This window comes from Cellulosimicrobium cellulans, from assembly GCF_016907755.1.
GTDB lineage: Bacteria > Actinomycetota > Actinomycetes > Actinomycetales > Cellulomonadaceae > Cellulosimicrobium > Cellulosimicrobium cellulans_D.
Window position 1 is genome coordinate 4,542,352 of record NZ_JAFBCN010000001.1, and the last position, 18,942, is coordinate 4,561,293.

At 74.3% G+C, this 18,942-nt stretch carries 13 protein-coding genes; 5 read left to right on the plus strand and 8 right to left on the minus strand.

Features of this window, described 5'->3' with window-relative positions:
• Positions 1–48: 48 nt before the first annotated feature.
• Positions 49–1,968 carry a glycoside hydrolase family 18 protein gene (locus tag JOE63_RS19640; RefSeq protein ID WP_204543133.1) on the plus strand — a complete coding sequence of 640 codons (1,920 nt, stop codon included), beginning with the start codon at positions 49–51 and terminating at the stop codon, positions 1,966–1,968.
• A gap of 135 nt (positions 1,969–2,103) precedes the next feature.
• A complete protein-coding gene (locus tag JOE63_RS19645) occupies positions 2,104–3,396 on the plus strand; it encodes a metal-dependent hydrolase family protein (RefSeq protein ID WP_087470027.1) in 1,293 nt (430 codons plus the stop codon).
• An 18-nt stretch (positions 3,397–3,414) separates the two neighbouring features.
• Here the strand turns inward: JOE63_RS19645 and JOE63_RS19650 are convergent, their stop codons facing one another.
• On the minus strand, positions 3,415–5,517 hold the full coding sequence (locus tag JOE63_RS19650; RefSeq protein WP_087470028.1) for a hypothetical protein: 2,103 nt from the start codon (positions 5,515–5,517) through the stop codon (positions 3,415–3,417).
• Between the two features lie 257 nt (positions 5,518–5,774).
• Between JOE63_RS19650 and JOE63_RS19655 the strand changes: the two genes are divergently transcribed.
• Positions 5,775–6,953: an APC family permease gene (locus JOE63_RS19655; protein ID WP_204543864.1), complete on the plus strand. Its 1,179-nt coding sequence runs from the start codon at positions 5,775–5,777 to the stop codon at positions 6,951–6,953.
• Between the two features lie 7 nt (positions 6,954–6,960).
• Here the strand turns inward: JOE63_RS19655 and JOE63_RS19660 are convergent, their stop codons facing one another.
• Positions 6,961–7,869 (minus strand): alpha/beta fold hydrolase, encoded by a 909-nt coding sequence (locus JOE63_RS19660; protein WP_087470029.1) that lies wholly within the window; start codon positions 7,867–7,869, stop codon positions 6,961–6,963.
• Positions 7,870–7,930: 61 nt separating this feature from the next.
• Here JOE63_RS19660 and JOE63_RS19665 point away from each other — a divergent pair, with 61 nt between their 5' ends.
• Positions 7,931–8,485, plus strand: a complete 555-nt coding sequence (locus JOE63_RS19665; RefSeq protein ID WP_204543134.1) for a TetR/AcrR family transcriptional regulator — start codon at positions 7,931–7,933, stop codon at positions 8,483–8,485.
• A 120-nt stretch (positions 8,486–8,605) separates the two neighbouring features.
• Here the strand turns inward: JOE63_RS19665 and aspA are convergent, their stop codons facing one another.
• From aspA to JOE63_RS19695, 6 genes are all read right to left on the minus strand, one after another.
• On the minus strand, positions 8,606–10,135 hold the full coding sequence (gene aspA, locus JOE63_RS19670) for an aspartate ammonia-lyase (RefSeq protein ID WP_204543135.1): 1,530 nt from the start codon (positions 10,133–10,135) through the stop codon (positions 8,606–8,608).
• Between the two features lie 49 nt (positions 10,136–10,184).
• Positions 10,185–11,777, minus strand: a complete 1,593-nt coding sequence (locus JOE63_RS19675) for a glycoside hydrolase family 43 protein (protein WP_204543136.1) — start codon at positions 11,775–11,777, stop codon at positions 10,185–10,187.
• Positions 11,774–14,251 carry a beta-xylosidase/alpha-l-arabinosidase gene (locus tag JOE63_RS19680; protein WP_307840334.1) on the minus strand — a complete coding sequence of 826 codons (2,478 nt, stop codon included), beginning with the start codon at positions 14,249–14,251 and terminating at the stop codon, positions 11,774–11,776. The genes JOE63_RS19675 and JOE63_RS19680 overlap by 4 nt, the downstream gene beginning before the upstream one ends.
• A gap of 175 nt (positions 14,252–14,426) precedes the next feature.
• Positions 14,427–15,320: a carbohydrate ABC transporter permease gene (locus JOE63_RS19685; protein ID WP_087470033.1), complete on the minus strand. Its 894-nt coding sequence runs from the start codon at positions 15,318–15,320 to the stop codon at positions 14,427–14,429.
• Positions 15,320–16,339: a carbohydrate ABC transporter permease gene (locus tag JOE63_RS19690; protein ID WP_087470034.1), complete on the minus strand. Its 1,020-nt coding sequence runs from the start codon at positions 16,337–16,339 to the stop codon at positions 15,320–15,322. Before JOE63_RS19690 ends, JOE63_RS19685 begins: the two co-directional genes overlap by 1 nt.
• Positions 16,340–16,347: 8 nt before the next feature.
• A complete protein-coding gene (locus tag JOE63_RS19695; RefSeq protein ID WP_087470035.1) occupies positions 16,348–17,634 on the minus strand; it encodes an ABC transporter substrate-binding protein in 1,287 nt (428 codons plus the stop codon).
• Between the two features lie 267 nt (positions 17,635–17,901).
• Here JOE63_RS19695 and JOE63_RS19700 point away from each other — a divergent pair, with 267 nt between their 5' ends.
• A complete protein-coding gene (locus tag JOE63_RS19700) occupies positions 17,902–18,903 on the plus strand; it encodes a LacI family DNA-binding transcriptional regulator (protein WP_087470036.1) in 1,002 nt (333 codons plus the stop codon).
• Positions 18,904–18,942 lie beyond the last annotated feature (39 nt).

An 18,942-nucleotide genomic window follows, 5' to 3' on the forward strand; every position in this document is an offset into this window, starting at 1 on the left:
CATCGTTAAGTTCCCTGAGAGTTTGATTCGACCTGCAACGGAGCAGACATGAACAGACTTCGCACCGCCGCCGCGGCACTGGCCGTGGCCCTCGTCTCCAGCCTCGCCCTGACCGCCGCCCCCGCCTCCGCCGAGGAGGTGCTCGCCAACGGGGGCTTCGAGTCGGGCACGCTCAGCCCCTGGACCTGCTCGGGAACGTCCGGAGCCGTCGTCTCCACCCCCGTGCGGACGGGGACCAAGGCGCTGCAAGGGACCCCCGCGGGCCTCGACAACGCGCGCTGCTCGCAGTCCGTCCCGACCGTCGCCGGCACGCAGTACACCCTCTCCGCCTGGGTGCGCGGCAGCTACGTCTACCTGGGGGTCGACGGCGGCACCTCGACCTGGACCCCGAGCGCGACCGACTGGACCCGCCTCACGGTCACGTTCACCGCCGCGAGCAGCACCACGCAGGTCTACCTCCACGGCTGGTACGGCACCGGCGCCTACCAGGCGGACGACGTCTCGCTCCAGGGCGCGGGCGGCCCGCCGCCCGTCGTGCCGGGCACGCCGGGCACGCCCGTCGCCGGGACGGTCACCTCGACGTCGGCCGCCCTCTCGTGGGGCGCGTCCTCGGGCACGGTGACGGGCTACCGCGTCTACGAGGGCAGCACGGTCGTCGCGACGTCCACGGGCACCTCGGCCACCGTCTCCGGGCTCGCGGCGTGCACCCCGCACACGTACTCGGTCGCGGCCTACAACACCGCGGGCGAGTCGCCCCGCTCCGGGAGCGTCACCGTCACGACGGCCGGGTGCGGGACCGGTGTCCCCAGCGCGCCCACCGCCCTGCGCGTGGCGACGACCGCCGACACCTCGCTCGGTCTGGCCTGGACGGCCTCGACCGGGACCGTCACGGGGTACCGCGTCTACGAGGGCACGACCCTGCGGACGACCGTCACCGGGACCAGCGCGACGCTGACCGGGCTCGCGGCCTGCTCGAGCCACACCTACACCGTGCGCGCCTACAACGCGACGGGCGAGTCCCCGGCCGCCACCGTGACGGGCTCGACGAGCGGCTGCCAGACCGCGGCCCTGCCGAAGCACCTCCTCACGGGGTACTGGCAGAACTTCGTCAACGGGGCCACGCCGCTGCGGCTGTCGGCCGTCCCGACGTCCTACGACCTCGTCGCGGTCGCGTTCGCGGACGCCGTCCCGAGCACGCCCGGCGCCGTCACGTTCGGCGTCGACCCCGGCCTGTCCGCCGCGCTCGGCGGCTACACGAACGACCAGCTCAAGGCCGACGTCGCGACGCTCCACGCGCGCGGCCAGCACGTGATCCTGTCCGTGGGCGGCGAGAAGGGCACGGTGTCGGTCGGCAGCGCGGCCGCGGCGTCGGCCTTCGCGACCAGCGTGATCGGGCTCATCGACACGTACGGGTTCGACGGCGTCGACATCGACCTCGAGAACGGGGTCAACCCGACGTACATGGGGCAGGCGCTGCGCCAGGTCCGGGCGGCCGTCGGGCCGGACCTCATCATCACGATGGCGCCGCAGACCATCGACATGCAGTCGACGGGCAGCTCTTACTTCCGGCTCGCGCTCGACATCAAGGACATCCTCACGATCGTCCACACGCAGTACTACAACTCGGGCACCATGCTCGGCTGCGACCAGATGCAGGCGTACGGGCAGGGCACGGTGAACTTCCTCACCGCGCTGTCGTGCATCCAGCTCCAGAGCGCGCTGCGGCCGGACCAGGTCGCGCTCGGCCTGCCGGCCACCACCCAGGCGGCGGGCGGCGGGTACGTGAACCCGTCGGTCGTGAACGACGCGCTGAGCTGCCTCGCCGCGGGCACGCGCTGCGGGAGCTTCGTGCCCCCGGCCCGGTGGCCCGACATCCGCGGGGCGATGACGTGGTCGATCAACTGGGACGCGAGCAACGGGTACGCGTTCGCGACCTCGGTGGACGCCCACCTGGCCGGCATGCCGTGACCGCACCGTCCTCGGACGAGACGTGAGACGTGGCCCCTCGGAGCGTGTCCCGGGGGGCCACTTCTCACCTCTCGCCGCTCTGGGGCCCCGCGGCTACGCTCGCGATGGCCCGCCCGCACCGTCCCGAGGAGTCCCATGACCAGCACGAGCACGCTCGTCGTCCGCGGGGTCGCGGTGTTCGACAGCGAGGCGGGTGTCGTCACGCCGCCGCAGGACGTCACGGTGCGCGACGGCCTCGTCGCCCGCGTGGTGCCCGCCGGCACCGAGGACGACGTCCCGCCCGGCACGCCGACGATCGACGGCACCGGCCGCACGCTGATCCCCGGGCTGATCGACGCGCACTGGCACGCGTCCTTCGCGACCGTGCCGCTGCTCGTCGCGCTCACCGCCGACGTCGGCTACGTGTTCGCGGCCGCGGTCGTCAGCGCGCGCGACACGCTCCTGCGCGGCTTCACGACGGTGCGCGACCTGGGCGGCCCGTCGTTCGGGCTCAAGCGCGCGATCGACGAGGGCGTGGTGCCCGGGCCGCGGATCTACCCGTCGGGCGCGTTCATCTCCCAGACCGGCGGGCACGGCGACTTCCGCCTCCCGTACGAGACCCCGCGCGGCGTCGTCGGGCACCTGAGCCGCGGCGAGATCATCGGCGCGGCCGCGATCGCGGACGGCCCGGCGGAGGTGCTGCGCGCCGCGCGCGAGCAGCTCATGCACGGGGCGTCGCAGCTCAAGCTCATGGCCGGCGGCGGCGTCGCGTCGAGCTACGACCCGCTCGACGTCTCGCAGTACACGTTCGCCGAGCTCCGGGCGGCGGTCGAGGCCGCCGAGAACCACGGCACGTACGTGACCGTGCACGCGTACACGCCGCACGCCGTCCGCACCGCGGTCGAGGCGGGCGTGCGCTGCATCGAGCACGGACAGCTCCTCGACGAGCCGACGATCGCGCTCCTCGCCGAGCGCGGCGTCCGCCTGTGCCTCCAGCCGTTCCTCGACGACGACGACGCGCCGCCCCTCTCCGGGCCGAGTCGCAAGAAGCTCGAGCAGATGGTCGCGGGCACGGACACGGCGTACGCGCTCGCGATCGAGCACGGGGTGGACGTCGCGTTCGGCACCGACGTGCTGTTCGAGCCCGCGCTCGCGCGCCGCCAGGGCGCGATGCTCGCCAAGCTCACCCGGTGGTACTCGCCGGCCGAGGTGCTCCAGCTCGCGACGATCCGCAACGCCGAGCTGCTCGCGATGTCCGGCGCGCGCAACCCGTACCCGGGCCGCCTCGGCGTCGTCGCGGAGGGCGCGATCGCCGACCTCGTGCTGGTCGACGGCGACCCCGTCGCCGACCTGTCGCTCGTGGGGCGTCCCGACGAGGCGTTCGTCGCGATCGTGAAGGACGGGCGGCTCGTCAAGGGCGAGGAGCTCGTCAGCACGTCCGCCGCCTGACGCGGCCCCTGCCAAGGGCTACGCCCTCACCGGCTCCTCGTCCGGCGTCGGCTCGCCGCCAGCAGGCCGCTCGCCGTCAGCAGGCCGCTCGCCGTCAACAGGCCGCTCGCCGTCAGCGGGCGTCGCCTCGTCGGGCTCGTCGCCGTCGACGGCGGGCTCGCCCACGGGCTGCGAGCGACGCCGTGCGCGACGGCGGACGAGCAGCACGACCGCGCCGGCGAGCGCCACGACGACAAGGAGGACGCCGCCGGTCCCGAGCCAGGGCGCGGCGGCTGCGCGGGACGACGCGTCGCCGGCCGCGGTCGCGGCGTCGTCCAGCCGACCGTCGTCGAGCGCGGCGCGGGCGTCCGCGACGGAGCCGTCGACGTCCAGGAGCAGCCGCCCGAGGTCCGCGAGCGGGCCACCGCCCGAGGCGGCGACGACGGCGTCGCCGACGGACCCGACGACCTCGACCGCGCGGGGCAGCGTGGTCGCGAGCGCCACGTACTCCTCGGCGGACCCGGCGTCCTCGTACTGGGCGCGCACGGCGGCCGGGTCGGGCAGGCCCGCGGCGCGGGCGGCCTGCTGCACCTGGCCGGCGGCCTCCGCCGCGTCGGCACCGATCGCGCCGCGGGCCGCCTCGGCGTCGTCGAACGCCCAGTCGGTCATCGCGGCGCGCAGGCCGGCGGGCGGCAACCAGGCGCCGTCCGCCGCGTCGAGGGCGGCGTACGCCTCGCGGGCCGAGGCCCGCGCGTCGAGCAGGGCGGTCTCGTCGGCGTCGGCGACCCACGTCCGGTACGTCGCCTCGGCGCCCGTCACGCCGCCGCGCACCTCGACGAGGTCGAGGAGACGACGGCCGTCGGTGACGCCCGGGTGGTCGAGCGTGCCGGGCTCGTCGTAGGCGCTCTCGCCCGCGTGGGCCGCCGCGACGAGCGCGCCGAGGGCGTCGTCGTCGAGCCCCCCGACGAGCTCCGACATCGCGGTCCACGCCGCGGCGTAGGCGTACTCCTCGGCGGCGCCCGCGCCGTCGTCCAGGTCGACCTCCTGCCACGCGGCGAGCGGCAGGGCGTCCGCCGCGTCGCGCGCGGGCGCGGGCCGCGGCTCCGCCGGGCCGCCGGTCTCGGCGGCGACGCGCTGCCCGACGACCTCGGCCAGACCCTCGTACACCCACCGGTCCGCGAACCGGTCCCCGGCCAGCCACGCGTGCGAGAGCTCGTGGAACAGGAGCCCGGCGTCCAGGTCCTCGGGGATGACGATCTCCCAGGAGGCCGAGTCGAACCACGCGTACCCGAGCACCCCGGGCGACACGTCCTCACGGATGCGCTCCAGGCTGCCCGGCCACGGCATGCCCACCGCGCGCTCCAGGACGGGCATGCCGGCCACCACCTGCGCCTCGACGAAGCCGCTCCACTCGGCGTCGCCCGGGAAGCTCTCCAGCACGAGCTCGTTGCCGCCGACGTCGACGCTCGTCTCGTCGGCCTGGGCCGGGTCGCGCAGCGAGACGAAGGCCCAGGTGCCGTAGTCGTCCGTGCTCTCGGTCGCGCGGTGGGTGCGGGTCTCCCCCTCGAGGACCGGCGTGAAGCCGTCCCACGTGCTGTCGAAGTCCATCGACGTGGGCGTGGCGATCTCGACGGTGACCTGGCCCGGGTCGCCCGCCGCGTTCACGGCGAACGTCGCGTAGCCGGGCCCGACGCGCGTGTACCCCTCCGAGCGGATCGGCTCGCCCGGGATCGTGTAGGCCCACTCGACGGTCCGCTCGCGCCCGTAGTTCAGCGGGGAGAACGACACCCCGGCGATGCGGGTCGACGGGTCCTCGGTGGGTTCGAGGGTGACCGGGAGCGTGGCCCCGCCGCTCGTGGCCGAGACGTCGGTCGCGCCCGCCGGGACGGGGATCCCGTACGCGTCCCAGTAGTAGACGTACCTCCCGCTGGCGGGCTGCTCGTTGCGGATCGTCGTCGTGACCGTCACGCGGACCGGGCCCGACCCGTCGACCTCGTACCGCGTGCGCGAGGTCTCCGACAGCCCGTCGCCCGTGTCCGCGCTCGCGACCGTGGGAGCACCGAGGAGGACGGCGCACACGAGCGCGACCCCCGACCCGGCACGCAGCGTCCGTCCTGCGCGCCGCGCCCGTCCTGCGACCACCCCTGCACCGCCGTCCTCGCCGTAGCGGACAGCCCGTCTCCCCGTGCGACGGGTCCGGTCGACGACGACCGGGAACGGGACACCGGCGGGAACTGTACCCGCTCGCCGACGCCGCCCCGACCACTCCCCGGGGCGGGCGCCGACACCTTCCGGACACCTTGCCCTGGCACGCTGTCCGGGTGACCACCGCACCGGGCCAGCCCTCGCTCGCGCGCCGCCTCGGCACGACGGACGCCGTCGTCGTCGGGCTCGCGTCCATGGTCGGCGCGGGCGTGTTCTCCGCGTTCGCCCCCGCGGCCGCCGCGGCGGGGACGGGGCTGCTCGTCGGGCTGGCGCTGGCGGCGGTCGTCGCGTACGCGAACGCGACGTCGTCCGCCCAGCTCGCCGCGCAGCACCCCACGTCAGGCGGCACGTACGTGTACGGGCGCGAGCACCTCGGCCCCTGGTGGGGGTACGTCGCCGGGTGGGGGTTCGTCGTCGGCAAGACGGCGAGCTGCGCGGCGATGGCGCTCGTACTCGCCGCGTACGCGGCCCCGCCCGGGTGGGAGCGCCCCGTCGCCGCCGCGGCCGTCGTGCTGCTCACGGCCGTGGGCTACCGGGGCGTGACGCGGACGGCGCGCCTCGCCCGGGCGATCGTCGCGGTGGCGCTCCTCGCGATCGCGACGGCCGTCGTCGCGAGCCTCGCGGGCACCGCGCCGCGCTGGTCGGCGGTGCTCGACCCCGACGGCGCGCACGGCGGCTGGTACGGCGTCCTCCAGTCCGCGGGCCTGCTGTTCTTCGCGTTCGCGGGGTACGCGCGGGTCGCGACGCTGGGCGAGGAGGTCCGCGACCCGCGCCGCACGATCCCGCGCGCCGTCCTCGTGTCGCTCGGGGCCGTCGTCGTGCTCTACGCGGTCGTCGCGGTGGTCCTGCTCGCGGTGCTCGGACCGGAGGCGCTCGCGGCGTCCGCGGCGCCCCTCGCCGACGCCGTCGCGGCCGGGTCGTGGACGTGGGCGGGCCCGGTCGTGAGCGTCGGCGCCGTCGCCGCGAGCGCCGGCGCCCTCCTCGCCCTGCTCGCGGGCGTGAGCCGGACCGGCCTGGCGATGGCGCGCACGGGCGACCTGCCCGCGTGGTTCGCGGCCGTGCACCCCGTGCACCGGGTGCCGCACCGGGCCGAGCTCGCCGTGGGTGCGGTCGTCGTGGTGCTCGTGCTCACGACCGACCTGCGGGGGGCGATCGGGTTCTCGTCGTTCGGGGTGCTCGTCTACTACCTCGTGGCGAACCTCTCGGCGCTGCGCCAGACCGCCCCGCACCGGCTGTACCCGCGCGCGCTCCAGGTGCTCGGCGCGCTCGGCTGCGTCGCGCTGGTCGCCACGCTCCCGCTCCCGAGCGTCGCAGCGGGGACGGCGGTGCTGGCGGTAGGCGTCGCCCTCCGGGCGGTACGCGTGCGGTCGTGACCGGACGTCACGCCGCGCGGTCGAACCAGTCGCGCGAGAGGGCGGCGACCGCGGCCGGCGCGTCGTCGGTGATGAAGTGTGCGGCGTCGTCGACGTAGGCGAGCTCGGCCCGGTCCGCGTGCCGCTCCGGCGCGCGGCAGACCTGTCCCATGAGCTCCTCGGTCCACGGCCGGTCGCGGCGGCCGAAGACGAAGAGGGTCGGCACCGGGAGCCGACGGCGGCGGTAGACGCCCCGCATCATGCGCGCGGCCTCCGGCAGCACCATGTGCCGCACGAGCGGACGCACCGCGGCGTCGACCTCCGCCCGGCGCATCGGGGCGAGGTGGGCGTCGACGTCCGCCTCCGACATCGGGTGGGCGACGTACGCGCTGGAGAAGATTCCGCGCAGCGACGCGCCCCGTCGGTGCCAGACGAGGGCGGGCAGGTGCCGGAAGCCGGGCAGGAGCCGGGGGCTGGGCCGCATGAAGCCGGGCGGCACCGAGAGCTCCACGGCCGTGCGGACCCGGTCGGGGTGGTCGTAGCAGAGCTGCATCGCGGTGATCGCGCCCATGTCGTGCGAGACGAGATGGGCGCGCTCGACGTCGAGGGCGTCGAGCAGGGCGAGCAGGTCGTGGAGCCGGGTCTCCCGCTCGACGTGCGCGTCGTCGGCGGTGGTCCATCCCGCCCCGCGTAGGTCGGGGCACAGGACGCGGTAGCCGGCGGCGGCGAGGACGGGCGCGACGTCGTGCCACTGCCACCAGTGCTCGGGGAAGCCGTGCAGCAGCAGGACCGGGTCACCGGTGCCGATGGTCGCGACGTGGGTGCGCAGGCCGGGCGTCTCGACCACGAGGTGGTCGAAGCCCGGTGCGTCCGGGAGCGGCGGCGACCACGCCCGGGCGCCGGCGGGGCGGGTGGTGCGGGGCTGGGGCGTAGTCATGGCGACTCCCTCGGACGAGCGACTACTATGTTCATAGTAGATCTGTCGAGAGAGGGAGTCCATGGCCGCAGCCACCCGAGATCGAGCGCTCGACGCGGCCGTGGAGGTGCTCGGTGCGGACGGCGTGCGCGCGCTGAGCCACGCGCGGGTCGACCGACGGGCAGGCCTTCCTCCCGGGTCGACGTCCAACTGGTTCCGCACACGCCGCGCCCTGCTCGCGGGCGTCGTCGACCGGATCGCCGAGCAGGAGCGCGCCGACCTCGACGTCACCGCGATGCCGACGATCACGAGCGTCGACGCGCTGGTCGACGGCCTGTGCGCGATGACCGAGGCCCAGTCCGGGCCGTTCGCGGCGCGCACCCGGGCGCGCTACGCCCTCTTCCTCGAGCTCTCCGGCGACCCCGAGCTCGGCGAGCCCCTGCGGCAGCAGCGCCGCGCGTTCGAGCGGTGGACCGAGCAGATCGTGGCCGCCGTCGGCATCGCCGACCCCGCGCCCGCCGCCCGGGCCCTCATGGCGCTCGGCGACGGGCTGCTCCTGCACCGGCTCACCGTCGACCCCGGCCTCGACCTGCGCCCCGCGATCGAGCGCGCCGTTCGCGCGCTCGCGGGGTCGTGATCCGACGTCATCGCCCGCGACCCCGCCGTGACCCCGTAGGGCTCCGCCGCGAGACCGACCCGAGCGTCCGCGCTCGACCCTCAGGCGGCCGACCTGGCGACCGGCGGGTCGATCTCGGCGTCAGTCTTCAGGTTCCGGGTCCGATGGAGCGCCCACCGCGTCGTCCGACTCGACGACACGCGACGACTCGCCCTCCTCGCCCACGGCCGGCAGGCCGCGCTCGTCGGGGGCGTAGTAGCGGCCGGTGTAGCGCGGGCGGAGGAAGTTCTCGGTCGTGAGCACCGCGTCCACCTCCTCGGGCGTGAGCAGGCCGCGCGCCACGACGACGTCGCGCACCGACGCGCCGGTCCGCGCGGCCTCCGCACCCACGAGGTCGCCGTTGCGGTGCCCGATGATCTCGTTGAGGTAGGTGACGATGCCGATCGAGTCGAGCACGTGGCGGCGGCACACCTCGACGTTCGCGGTGATGCCCGTGACGCACTTGGTCCGCAGCGCGACGCACGCGTTGGTGAGCAGGCGCAGCGACTCGAACATGGCCTGCGCGAGCACGGGCTCCATGACGTTGAGCTGGAGCTGGCCCGCCTCCGCGGCGTGCGTGATCGTCACGTCGTTGCCCATGACCTTGAAGCAGACCTGGTTGACGACCTCCGGGATCACCGGGTTCACCTTGGCGGGCATGATCGACGACCCGGCCTGGAGCTCCGGCAGGTTGATCTCGCCGAGGCCGGCGCGCGGCCCCGACGACAGCAGGCGCAGGTCGTTGCAGATCTTCGACAGCTTGGCCGCGAGGCGCTTCAGCGCGGAGTGGACGGCGAGATAGGCGCCGTTGTCGTACGTCGCCTCGACGAGGTTCTCCGCCGGCACGGTTGGCAGCCCGCTCACCTCGGCGAGGCGGCGGGTCGCGACCTTGGGGTACCCGGGCGGCGTGTTGAGCCCGGTGCCGATTGCGGTCGCGCCGAGGTTCACCTCGAGCAGCAGCTCGCCCGCGACCTCGAGGCGCCGGACCTCCTCGCCGACGTTCACGGCGAACCCCGCGAACTCCTGCCCGAGGCTCATGGGGACCGCGTCCTGGAGCTGGGTGCGGCCCATCTTCAGGACGTCGGCGAACTCGGACGCCTTCTCGTCGAACGCGCGCTCGAGCTGCCGCACCTCGCCCTGGAGCCGCGCGACGAGCTCGTGGACCGCGAGGCGGAACCCCGTGGGGTAGGCGTCGTTCGTGGACTGCGAGCGGTTGACGTGGTCGTTGGGGTTGATGACGTCGTAGCGGCCCTTCTCGAACCCGGCGAGCTCGAGCGCGAGGTTGGCGACGACCTCGTTGGTGTTCATGTTGACGCTCGTGCCCGCACCGCCCTGGAACACGTCCACCGGGAACTGGTCGAGGCACCGGCCGTGGTCGAGGATCGCGTCGCACGCGGCGACGATCGCGTCGGCGACGTCGCGCTGGAGGGTGCGCAGCTCGCGGTTCGCGAGCGCCGACGCCTTCTTGACCATCACCATGCCGCGGACCATCTCGGGGACGTCGCTGACCGTCGTCCCCGAGATGCGGAAGTTCTCCACGGCCCGGACGGTGTGGACCCCGTAGTACGCGTCCGCCGGGACCTCGAGGGGTCCCAGCAGGTCCTCCTCGACCCGTGTCCGTGCGCTCGACATGCCCTGACGGTATCGCCCGCCAGGGCACGCCACGCGCGGAGCGGTCCGGTCAGCCGACCGCCTCGTAGACGAACCGCTCGACCCGCACCACGGAGGTCGAGGGCTGCCCCTCGCTCGTCGCGTGCACGCCGAGCCACAGCCCGAGGAACCCGCCCGTCGCGGCGCTGTCGAGCGTGCGGCCGTCCACCGTCGCGATCGGCTCGAGCGGACCGGCGGCCGCGTCGGCCGACGGACCGGCGACGAGACCGTAGTCCTGCCCGCGCACGCGCAGCCCGACGACGACCGGCTCGCCGGGCGCGGCGTCCACCGTGGTCTCGCCGACCACCTCGTCCGTCCCGGCGCGGCGGTGCACGGCGACGACGCGGCGCGCGTCCCCGGGTCCGCCGTCGACCAGGAGCCGCACGTGGTCCCGCTCGGACTGCCGCACGACGACGCCCGCCCGCTCCCCCGTGACCTCCGGCGCGCGGAGCGTGACGGTGACGTCGACGTCGCGGTGCTGCTGGCGCACCCCGAGGAATGCGGGCGCGGTCGGTTCGGCGAGCGTCGTCGGCCGCACGGGCAGGTCCCAGCCCTCGCCCGCGGGCGTCGCGACGTCGCGCGGCACCGACCGCACCGCCGTCCACCGCGGGTCCTCCGGGCCGACGACCCCGCTCGCCCCACCCTGGATCGCCGGGCGCGGCGCGGCGGACGCGAACGGGACCTCCACGGCGTCGGGCACACGCCCCTCGCCGGGCGCGAGGACGGGCCAGCCCTCCTCCCACACGACGGGGACGAGGAACGTCTCGCGGCCGAGCGGGTAGTGGTAGCCGCCGTAGACGCGCATCGCGAGCAGCACGGCCCACCACGACCCGTCGGGCGCCTCGACGAGGTCGGCGTGCCCCACGCCGACGACGTCCACGCCGCGCCCGAGGTGCCGGTGCGTGAGCACGGGGTTGGCCTTGTTCCCCTCGTAGGGGCCCGTCACGGACGACGACCGCGCGACGGACACCGCGTGGTGGAAGTCCGTGCCGCCCTCGGCGGCGAGCAGGTAGTACGTGCCGTCGACCTTGTACAGGTGCGGGCCCTCGGCCCAGACCGCGCCGCGCACGGCTCCCGTCCACACGACGTGCTCGGGGCCCACGAGCGTGAGGGTCGCGAGGTCGAGCTCGCGCACCCACACCTCGGTCTGGTGGAACCACTCCGGGTCGCCCGCGAGCCGGGTCCCGTGCAGCCACGCGCGACCGTCGTCGTCGAAGAAGATCGACGGGTCGATCCCGGCGACCCGTTCGCCGTCCTCGTCGCGCAGCCACACCGGGTCGGACCACGGCCCCGCCGGGTCGGTCGCCGTCATGACGAAGTTGCCGCCGCGGGAGTCGTCGTCCGGGTCCACGAGCGTGCACACGACCCAGAACGTGCCGTCGTGGTGGCGCAGCGTCGGCGCGTACAGACCGCCCGACGAGCGGATGCCGTCGTAGTCGAGCTGACCCGACCGGTCGACGACGTCCCCCACGTGCTCCCACGTCGCGAGGTCGCGGCTGCGCAGCACGGGCAGGCCGGGCAGGTACTCGAACGTCGAGGTGACGAGGTAGAAGTCGTCGCCGACGCGGCACACCGACGGGTCGGGGAAGCACCCGGGCAGGATCGGGTTCGGGACGCGCGTCATGCGCGCTCCCCCGCCCCGACGTGCGCGGAGACCTCGACCGTGACGAGCCGCTCGTCCGCGGCCGTCACCTCGTGCACCGGCCCCGTGACGACGAGCGTCACGCGCGCGGTCGCCGCACCCGGCACGACCCGGCGCTCGGCCGGGGCGGACTCGTTGACGATCGCGCCGCCGGTCGTCGAGCCGAGGTCGTCGGGCCCGGGCGCGGCGTCGACCGCGCCCGCGTGCGCGCCGACCCACACCTCGACGTCGCCCGGCTCGACCACGCGCACGAGGCGGCGGTCGGAGAACGCGAGGCGCGTCGTCGGGACGCGGAAGGCCACGCGGCGCGACTCGCCCGCGCCGAGGTCGACGCGTGCGTACCCGAGGAGCTGCGCGACGGGGCGCGGCACCGACCCCACGACGTCGCGCGCGTAGAGCTGCACGACGTCCGTCCCCGCGACGTCGCCCGTGTTCGTCACCGTCACCGACGCGGCGAACGTCCCGCCCGCGGCGACGCTCGCGTCGACCTCGAGGTCCGCGTACGCGAACTGCGTGTACGACAGCCCGAACCCGAACGGCCGCACCGGCGTCGGGTCGGCGGACGTCACGTCCGACGGCCCGCCGAGCACGGGGTGCAGGTAGGAGTACGGCTGCGCGCCGCCCGCGCGCGGCAGCGACACGGGCAGGCGGCCCGACGGGTTCACCGTGCCGACGAGCACGTCCGCGACGGCGCGCCCGCCCTCCTCGCCGGGGAAGAAGCCCTGCAGGACGGCGGCCGGGCGACCGGCCGTCGCACCGCCCGTCCCCGCGTGGTCCCCCAGCGCCCAGCCGATCGCGTACGGGCGACCGGTGAGCAGCACGAGCACCACGGGCGTCCCGGTGTCGACGACCTCCTCGACGAGCCGCCGCTGCACGCCCGGGAGCTCGAGCGACTCGACGTCGTTGCCCTCGCCGACCGTGCCGCGACCGAAGAGCCCCGCCTCGTCGCCCACGACGACGACCGCGACGTCCGCGGCCCGCGCGGTGGCGACCGCCTCGGGGATCCCCGAGGCGTCGTCGCCCTCGACCGCGCAGCCCCTCGCGTGCGTCACGACGGTGCCCGCGAGCGCGTCGCGCAGCGACTCCAGGACCGTCGGCAGGGCGATGCCGGCCGGGACGCCGGGGTGGTGCGCGAGCACGTGGTTGACGAACGAGTAGCAGCCCATCAGCGCCTCGGACGAGTCCGCGTTGGGCCCGACGACGGCGACGCGCCGCGGGGCGGCCGGCGCGCCGTCAGCGCTGTCGGGCGCTCGACGCCCGAGCGGCAGCACGCCGTCGTTCGCCAGGAGCACGAGCGACTCCTGCGCGAGGCGGCGCGCGGTCGCGCGCTGTCGCGGGGTGTCGAGGTCGACCTCCGTCGGCGGCTCGTCGGCGTACGCGCCCGGGTCGAGCAGACCGAGCTCCTCCTTCTGGTTGAGCAGGCGCAGGACGGCGCGGTCGACCCACGCCTCGTCGAGCGCGCCGGAGCGCACGCGCTCCGCGAGCGGCGCGAGGTAGGCGTCTCCTGTCGGGAGCTCGACGTCGAGGCCCGCCTGGAGCGCCTGCGCCGCGGCCTCCCCGCGGTCGGCCGCGACACGGTGCATGACCTCCAGGAACGCGACGCCGAAGTAGTCCGCGACGACGACGCCGTCGAACCCCCAGCGCTCGCGCAGGATCTCGGTGAGGTGCTCCGTGCTGCCGTGCAGCGGCACGCCGTCGACGTCGACGTACGACGCCATGACCGACCGGGCGCCGCCGTCGCGCACGGCCATCTCGAACGGCGGGAGGTAGACGTCGGCGAGCTCGCGCGGCCCCGCGCTCACCGGCGCGTGGTTGCGCCCGGCGCGCGAGCCCGAGTACCCGACGAAGTGCTTGAGGGTCGCGTGCACGCCCGCGTCCTGCAGGCCGCGCACGTACGCCGTGCCGACCGTGCCGACGAGGTACGGGTCCTCGCCCACGCACTCGTCGACCCGGCCCCAGCGGGGGTCGCGCACGACGTCGAGCACGGGCGCGAGGCCCTGGTGCACGCCGAGCGCACGCATCGACCCGCCGACCTCGCGCGCCATCTCCTCGACCAGCGCCGGGTCGAACGACGCTCCCCACGCGAGCGGCGTCGGGTACGTCGCGGCCCGCCAGGCGGCGAGGCCGGTGAGGCACTCCTCGTGCACGATCGCCGGGATCCCGAGCCGGGTCTCCGCCTTCAGTCGGCGCTGCTCCGCCCACAGCCACGCCGCCCGCTCCGCGGGCTCGACCGGCCGCGTGCCGTACACGCGGGTGTAGTGCCCCATCCCGTGCCGCGTGATCTCGGCGAGCCGGCCGCCGTCCTGCTGCCCCGCCGTCATCTCCGACTGCATCGGGGCGACGGTGCCGTTCTGGTCGAGCCAGTAGCCCACGAGCTGGGCGAGCTTCTCGTCGAGGGTCATGCGGGCGTGGAGCGCGCGCACGCGCTCGGAGACCGTGGGCGGCTGCGGCGGCACCGGGCGCGGGCTGCGCGGCGCCTGGGCCGCGGGCTGCGAGGTGGCCTGCTCCGGGGAGCCGGTGGGGGCCGTCGGGACGGCAGGGACGACGTCGGTCACGGGACCGTTCTCCTTCGATGGTGGCCCTGCCCCGCGCGCGGCGCGGGGCAGGGACGGGGTGCGGACGGGCGCGCGGTCAGCCCTTCACGGCTCCGGAGAGCCCGCCGACGATGCGCCGCTCGAACAGCGAGAAGAAGACGAGCGCGGGGATCATCGACAGAGAGGTGAAGGCGAGCACGCGGGCGGTGTCCACGGAGTACTGCGACGCGAACGCCTGCACGCCCAGCGGGAGCGTGTACGACGTCTCGTCGTTGAGGATGAAGAGCGGGAGCATGTAGCTGTTCCAGCTCGCGACGAACGCGAGGATCCCCACGGTGATGACGCCCGGCAGGGACAGCGGCACGACCATGCGGAAGAAGAAGCCGAGCCTGCTCGCCCCGTCGATCGACGCCGCCTCCTCGATCTCGCGCGGGATGGCGCGCAGGAACGGGACCAGGATGATGACGGTCGTCGGGAGGGCGAACGCGATCTGCGGCAGCACCAGGCCGCCCACGGAGTTCATCAGCCCGAGCGAGCGGATCATGATGTACAGCGGGGTGATCGCGACGGTCATGGGGAACATGAGGCCCGCCGCGAACAGCGCGTACAGCGCCCCGCGTCCCGCGAACGAGTAGCGCGCGATGACGTAGCTCGCCATGAGACCCAGCACCACGACGCCGAGGGTCGTGAGGAGCCCTGCCACGAGCGAGTTCCCGAGCTGCTGCCAGAACAGCGAGCTCGTCAGGACGCCGACGTAGTTCTCGAGCTGCCACGGGTCGGGCAGGCCCGACGGGTCCGCCGTGATCTGCGCGTTCGTCCGGAACCCGCCGACGACGATGTACGCGATCGGGGCGAGGCACACGCCCACGAGCAGCCACGCGACGACGTAGGTGAGGGGGCCGCCGCGCCCGATGCCGGAGCCGCGAGGCTCCTTCGGGATCGTGGCGCCGGGCGCGCGCTCGGGCGCGGGTGCGGCGGTGACCGTGGCCATCACTTCTTCCCTTCCGTGATCGCGCCCTCGGTGTCACGGCGCAGGACGTACCGCTGGTAGACGAGCGCCACCGCGAGCGAGATGAGGAACAGCACCACGGCGACCGCGCTGCCGAACCCGTAGTTCCCCGCGTTGCGCCCGTTCGCCACCATGTAGGTCGCCATGGTCGACGTCCCCGCCGTCGAGGCCACGTACTGGCCCCAGATGATGTAGACGAGGTCGAAGAGCTGGAGCGAGCCGATGATCGACAGGAACGCCCAGATGCGGACGGTCGGGCCGAGGAGCGGGAGCGTGACGAAGCGCTGCGTCTTCCAGTACGACGCGCCGTCGATCGCGGCCGCCTCCCCCAGCTCGTCGGGGATGCCCTGCAGGCCCGCGAGGAAGAGGATCACGGCGAAGCCGATGTACTTCCACGTGATGATGAGCAGCAGGGTCCAGATCGCGACGTCCGGGTCGGCGAGCCAGTCGACCGTGAGGAACCCGAGGCCGATGCGCTCCAGCAGGTCGTTCACGGCGCCCGTGGTCGCGAGCATGAGGCTGAAGCCCGTCCCGACGATCACCTCGGACACCACGTACGGCACGAACACGAGCACCCGGATCACCGAGCGGCCGCGGATGCGCCGGTTGAGCATGAGCGCCACGATCACGGCGACCGGGCCCTGCAGCACGAGCGACATCAGGACGATGAACGCGTTGTGCCCCAGCGCCGCCAGGAACTCCGGGTCGCGGAAGATGATGAGGTAGTTGTCGAACCCGACGAACTCCGTCGGGGGGCCGAAGCCCTTCCACTTGAAGAACCCGTAGTACGCCGCCATCACCACGGGGACGATGACGAAGGTCAGGAAGACGACGAGCGCGGGCCCGGCGAGCACCGCGATCTCGGCTCGCTGGGCCCAGCGGCCGCCGCGCGGGGGGCGCCGCGCGGCGGCCGGGGCGGCCGGGGGCGGCGTCGCGCCGCCCCCGGCCCGGTCCTCGGGCGTCGTCGTGCTCGGCGAGATCTCGCCCTGGGACACGTTCATGGAAGGGGTTACTCCTTGGCGGCCGCGTCGTTGACGGCGGTGACGATGTCCTCGGGCGTGCCCTGGCCGGCGAGCAGGTTGACGACGGCCGTGTTCAGCGCGTTGCCGATGTTCTGGCCGTAGAGCGTGTCGAGCCAGACGGAGACGTACGGCGCCTCGTTGTACGCCTCGAGGATCGAGACGAGTGCCGGGTCGACGACCGCGCCCTGCGCCTCCTTGCTCGCGGGCAGCGTCTGGAACGCGGTGGCGTAGGCCTCCTGCGACTCCTTCGACATGGCGAAGTTGAGGAAGTCGGCGCACGCGTCCGGGGCGTCCACGTAGCACGAGTAGCCGTCGACGCCGCCCATCATCGCGCCGGGCTCGCCGTCACCGCCCTCGACCTCGGGGAACGGGAACCACTGGAGGTCGGGCAGGGGCTGCTCGTCCGGCGTGAGCGACGCGATGACGCCCGGGTCCCACGCGCCCATGAGCTCCATCGACGCCTGGTGGTTCGCCAGCAGGCCGGCCGAGGAGCCGGCGCCCTGCTGCGCGGACGTGGTGAGGAAGCCCTCGTTGAACGGCTCCGTCGCGGCGAAGTCGGCGAGCGCGTTGCCGGCGTCGAGCCAGCACGGGTCGTCGAAGGTCCGCGTGGCGGCGGCCTCGTTCATCGCGTCCTGGGAGCAGAAGCGGAGCGCGAAGAAGTAGTACCAGTGCGCGGCAGGCCACGCGTCCTTGGCACCGAGCGCGATGGGCGCGATGCCCGCGGCCTTGAGCTGCTCGGTCGCCGCCTCGAGGTCCGAGATCGTCCCCGGGGTCTCGGTGATGCCGGCCTGCCCGAACAGGTCGGTGCTGTAGAACATGCCACCGGGCAGGATCGACACCGGCATGCCGTAGACCTTGCCGTCGACCGAGAGCGCGCTCAGCGACCCGCCGACCGCCTCCTCGACCGCCGGGTCGATGAGGTCGGTCAGGTCCTTGACCTGGCCCGCCTCCACGACGTCCGCGAGCTTGCCGCCACCGCGCGCCATGAAGATGTCGGGTGCGTCACCCGAGTTCAGGGCGGTCTGGAGCTTGCCGTCCATGTCCTCGTTCTGGATGGACTGGATCTTGATCGTGACGCCGGGGTTCTCGTCCTCGAACGCCGCGGCCGTGGCCTTCCAGTACTCCATGCCGGGTCCGGTCGTGGAGTTGTGCCAGAAGGTCATCGAGACCGAGCCGTCGTCCGAGCCGGAGTCGCCTCCGCCTCCGCAGGCCGAGAGCACGAGCGTGCCCGCCATCGCGACGGCGGTCGCCGCCAGGAGCTTCCGAGACTTCATCGTTCCGTCCTCTTCGTCGAGTCGCACAGGGCGCACGCTGCCTCGAGCGCGCCGGGCTGCCTCCGCGTCGGGGCCGCCACGGCGACTCTCGCAAACGGAGGGGCCGCGTGTCAATCGTTATCGATAACGTTTTACACACGATGCCTCGCGAGCCGGCGCCGGGCGCGGGCGTGAGCGCGCCCGCACGGCCCACGACGCGACCGCGGACCAGGCCGGGCGCCCGGCGGGGCGCCGCCGAGGGGCCTCGCCACGGGCTACTGTCTCCCCATGCGCTCCACGGGAAGAGTCACGATCGGCGACGTCGCGCGCACCGCCGGCGTCTCCGTCGCGACGGTCTCCAAGGTGATCAACGGCCGCTACGGCGTCGCTCTGGAGACCTCCCGGCACGTCCAGGAGGTCATCGACCAGCTCGGGTACGAGTCGTCGATCGTCGCGCGCAGCCTGCGCAGCCGTCGTACCAACGTCATCGGCATCCTCGTCGCCGAGTTCGAGCCGTTCTCGACCGAGCTCCTCAAGGGCATCTCCGAGGCCGTCGACGGCACCGGCTACGAGCTGCTCGCCTATTCCGGCGGGCTGCGCCGCGACGACCGCGTCGGCTGGGAGCAACGCTACCTCTCGCGTCTCGGCGGCACCCTGATCGACGGCGCCATCCTCGTCACGCCGACCGTCGTCGCGCCGGGCAACTCCATCCCCGTCGTCGCCGTCGACCCGCACCGCGGCCCCTCCGGCCCGCCCACCGTCGACTCCGACAACCTCGCCGGCGCGCGCGCCGCGACCGAGCACCTGCTCTCCCTCGGCCACCGTCGCATCGGCTTCCTCGCCGGCCGCCCCGACCTCGAGTCCGCGCGCCTGCGCGAGCAGGGGTACCGCGAGGCCCTCGCCGAGGCCGGCGTCACGTTCGACCCCGAGCTCGTCCGCGTCGGCGGCTACCGCCCGGACCTCGCCGACTCCCCCGCGCACGAGCTCCTCTCGCTCCCCGAGCGGCCGACCGCGATCTTCGCCGCGAACGACCTCTCCGCCATCCGCACCATGGAGGTCGCCGCCGAGCTCGGCCTGCGCGTGCCCGACGACGTCTCCGTCGTCGGGTTCGACAACGTCCCCGAGTCCGCGCTCACCACCCCGCCGCTGACGACCGTCGACCAGCCGATCCACCGCATGGGCGCCGAGGCGCTGCGCCTCATCGTCGACCTCGTCGAGGGCAACCCCCGCGAACCCCACGTCCGCCTCCCCACGACCCTCGTCGTCCGCGGCACCACCCGCCCCCTCTGACCCTCCGCCGGCCGAGGCAGAACCGCGGTCCGGCGAAGC